This window comes from Beijerinckia sp. L45, from assembly GCF_009765775.1.
In the GTDB taxonomy this organism is placed as follows: Bacteria; Pseudomonadota; Alphaproteobacteria; order Rhizobiales; family Beijerinckiaceae; genus RH-AL1.
Map to the genome: position 1 here is coordinate 7,170 of NZ_LMUU01000218.1, position 3,468 is coordinate 10,637.

The 3,468-nt window shown below is 65.1% G+C and carries 6 protein-coding genes; all 6 read right to left on the reverse strand.

The features are described 5' to 3' along the window. The coding region (locus tag GSQ79_RS23495; RefSeq protein ID WP_158811203.1) for a response regulator at positions 1-510 on the reverse strand (510 nt) is incomplete at its 3' end. 58 nt (positions 511-568) lie between these two features. Next, the gene (locus GSQ79_RS23500; protein ID WP_158811204.1) at positions 569-820 is read right to left on the reverse strand and encodes a hypothetical protein; all 252 of its coding nucleotides are present in this window, start codon (positions 818-820) and stop codon (positions 569-571) included. Between the two features lie 132 nt (positions 821-952). Continuing rightward, positions 953-1,657 carry a hypothetical protein gene (locus GSQ79_RS23505; RefSeq protein WP_158811205.1) on the reverse strand — a complete coding sequence of 235 codons (705 nt, stop codon included), beginning with the start codon at positions 1,655-1,657 and terminating at the stop codon, positions 953-955. A gap of 207 nt (positions 1,658-1,864) precedes the next feature. Continuing rightward, positions 1,865-2,287, reverse strand: coding sequence for a hypothetical protein (locus tag GSQ79_RS23510; protein ID WP_158811206.1), 423 nt, complete (start codon positions 2,285-2,287; stop codon positions 1,865-1,867). A 267-nt stretch (positions 2,288-2,554) separates the two neighbouring features. After that, positions 2,555-2,929 carry a hypothetical protein gene (locus GSQ79_RS23515; protein WP_158811207.1) on the reverse strand — a complete coding sequence of 125 codons (375 nt, stop codon included), beginning with the start codon at positions 2,927-2,929 and terminating at the stop codon, positions 2,555-2,557. Continuing rightward, the coding region (locus tag GSQ79_RS23520; RefSeq protein WP_210253193.1) for a hypothetical protein at positions 2,926-3,468 on the reverse strand (543 nt) is incomplete at its 5' end. The genes GSQ79_RS23520 and GSQ79_RS23515, both read right to left, overlap by 4 nt.

The following is a 3,468-nucleotide window of genomic DNA, read 5'->3' on the forward strand; positions in this document are numbered from 1 at the left end:
GGTCAGCACCACGCCCTTGCGCAGCGCCAGCAGCTCGATGATCGCGTACTCCTTACCGGTCAGGTGCAGAGGCATATCGCCGACGCGGACGGCCTTGGCGTCGAGCGAGACGACCAGGTCGCCGATCGTCACGGTGGACTCGGCGTGCCCATGCGAGCGGCGCACGACGGCGCCGATCCGCGCCACGAGTTCGTCCTTGTGGAACGGCTTGGCCAGGTGGTCGTCGGCGCCGGCGTGCAACAGGCGGACCTTGTCGTCGACGCTGACGATGCCCGAGACGATCATCACCGGCGTCGTCACCTTCGCCAGGCGCAGCCGCCGCAGCAGCTCGGCGCCGGACATTTCAAGCCCCATTGGTTCGACCAGGATGACGTCGAAGTCATAATGCTTGGCGAGATCCAGGCCTTCCGCGGCCTCGTCGGTCCGGTAGGGAACGATGCCGTCGACGCGCAGCATGAGGTCGACAGCTTCGGCGACCACCTGGTCGCGTTCGATGTGAAGGACGCGCAAGCGCTCACTCCCAGAGTTGATGAGTGGGGTACGCAGGTACGCGGTGAAGAACGCGAGGTCAGCCGGCCTTACGGCGCGTCTCGACGATGATCTGACGCTGGCCGATAATCCGGAGGCCTGGGCGGATCGCGCCAGGCTGGCCGGGCACGCGCGGCACGGTGCGGAATTTGCGCGCTAAAGCGGTCATCTCGCCGGCGAGCTCACTCTTGGCCTCGGCGAAGGCGTGCGGATTTGTGCGTGAGACGCCGGGAAGCTGCGTGACCTTGGAAGCGAACTGCTCCAGGAGCTCGGCAGTCTCGAATGGCGTCACGGGCGGACGATCGTTTCGATCATGCAGACCCTCAGACACAAAAACGCCCGGTCACCATAGAGGCTCCGGGCACAGCTTTCGAACACTGGTGATTATCCAGGTTTTGCCCGTCGGGTCAAGTCATAGTGTTCGTTAGTCTCGGGCGGCGCCATCGACGGTCCGGGCCTGCAAGGCACGCATGCGGCCGATCTCGAGCTCGATGGCTTCCATCTGATCCTGCTGCTCGCGCTTGGGCCGGGTGATCGTCCGCAGATCAGCCAGTTCGGCCTCGAGGCGCTCCAGGGTTGCGCCGGCGGCGATCGACGCCATCTGCCGCTTCGCCGCTCCAGGAGCGGCACCGGCATGCTTGTCGACCGGTGCCGGCGTCGCTTTGCCTTTGCCGATCCAGGATTCCGCCAGGTCCTCGAGCGCTTCGCGGAAGCGCTTCGCGATATAGGTCGTTCCACGATCGCCGCCGCCCTTGCCCTGCAGCGCAGAGCATTCGGCGTAGCTGAGGCGCTCGCCCAGAACCCGTCGCATCAACCGGGTGTCGATCATCCCGATCCGCCCGCGGATCTTTTCCATGAGCTCCTGGATCTTTGCGGCACTATCGATCGAGCGGATCACATTGAGCTCGCGCGCCAGCGAGGGATCCATCCGGCTCGCCCCGCACCAGTTGGTGCCCGAGATGTTGCCGAGACGCTCGAAGATCGCCTGGACGAGCCGGCCGGTCCGGTAGGCGTTCTCGCCGATGTGGCCGTGGCTGCGTTCCCACTCCAGGATGTCGACCCGGCTGTTGACCGAGGCGTAGAGGCGCTCGGTGCCGTTGCCCATCGGATCGACGACGGCGGCGAGCACAACGTCGTCTTTATCGCGTGACTTCGCCGGGACCTGGCCGACGCCGGCGCCGGGTAAACGCGTGTTGTGTGTCCGGCCGTCATAACGACCAACGGGTTTTGCGCGCTTTACGACGCGGCGATCGGGGCGGATCGCGATCGAGGAACGACGGGAATTTGTCTCGAAATTGTTAATGGGCTCGACGGTCGTCGCCATGGTGTATGGGCCTCACGCATCGACGGGTACCGGTGCGGCCGCGATGTCGCGGAAAATTCCGGCGGCATCTTTATGGTTGTCAAGTTGGTTGTCTGCGACCGATTGCAGGGCTCTGGCGATCGCTTTCGCGCCGCGCCGGCGGCCGTCCTCGGCCGTGGGTCGCGGCCAGCCCATTGCCCGGCACAAGGCACCGAAAGAATCCCGCGTCGCGCGACAGCGGGCCCAGGCCCAGAGGTATTTGCGCGCGTCGGGATCCCGGTCGAGGATCCGGGACCAGTTCAGGACCTGGGTCAGGGTGTTCTGGTTGTCGCTCGCGGTGTTGATGCGGCGGCCGTGGCCGTAGACCGGGCACGCCGGCATGGCTCGGAAGGCGGCGATAAGGCGGGTTTCCACCCGATCGCGTGTCCACCCAATTCCTGGCAATCCCTGGTCCACCGCGGGGTCATAACAGGAACGTGAGCGGCATACTATTGGCCGGTATCGAGCGCGGCGTTGGGCACCAAAACCGCCGTGTCGTTGATCGTCGCATCACGCCATGCCTTGCACGTTCCATGGGCCCACGGATCGAAATCGCCAGCCGCCGATCGAGGCGGGGGGGCCAGCGGATAGACAGGCCGTGGCCACTCGACCTGCACTTGAAGCACGACTTTGCCAGTCCAACGGCTCACGCGGTAGCGCTTCGATCCCGTTAATCGAGCCACGTCAGTCCTCGGTCGCTGATGCATCGTCTTCGTCCTGGCCTTCGTCGTCACGGCCGAACTGGTCTCGAACGTTGACGTCGAGTGCCTCCAGCCGCGCCAGTGTCGGCCGCTCGTACGGTTTGTTCGCCTGCATCGCGGTGTCCTTGGTGCAGGGTGCGAACGAGAACAGCGCCGACCCGGCGTAATAGAGCGTCTTCCATCCGTTCATGGCAGGATCGCCGTCGACCGGAATATCGATCCGCATCAGTTTGCTGCCGAACCGCTCTTCTTCGCGCACGCGGCCGACATGCCGGCGGTGGCCGAACACCTCGACGATCGCCCATTCCCAGCCGTCTTCAACGGACGCTACGGTTCCCGCCTCACCCGGTTCCGTCATGGCGATGCCCCTCCGTCTCGAGTGATCGCTACGGCACGCTCCCACTCGTCCTTTCTAAAGACCCCGTAGGAACCCCGGGCGTCGTTATGGAGGAACGCTTTGCGCGAGCGGTTGAGGGAGACGAGAACGGCATCGAGAATCCCGGCATGGGCCGGATCGTCCCGATAGACGCGCATCGTCGGGGCATCCTGGACGGTCCCGGCCGGCGACGGAAGCGTCGCCGCCGCCTTCCTCAGCTCGGCATGCTTCCGGGCGTCATCGATGACATGCCGGTTCGCGCAATTCTCGACATGCTTCTGGCGCCGCGCAAAACCCTCGAGCTTCGGCAGGATGTCCTCGAAGAAGTCGATGCCCTCTGCCATCGCCGCGCGGAACACCGGCAATCGACCTAAGGCCTCGGGCTTCGAGACCTTGCCTTTGCAGACTCGCACGATCGCGTCGATCAAGGCCGCGTCCTCGATCCGCTTCGTTTCCGCCGGCGGAGCCTCCGGCTTGTCCGGCGCCTCGGATGGCAAACTCGATGGCAAAACGTCGGATCC

Coding starts and splice junctions, on each gene's coding strand:
- GSQ79_RS23515 (WP_158811207.1), bottom strand. CDS start 2,929: ATGACGGAACCGGGTGAGGCGGGAACCGTAGCGTCCGTTGAAGACGGC.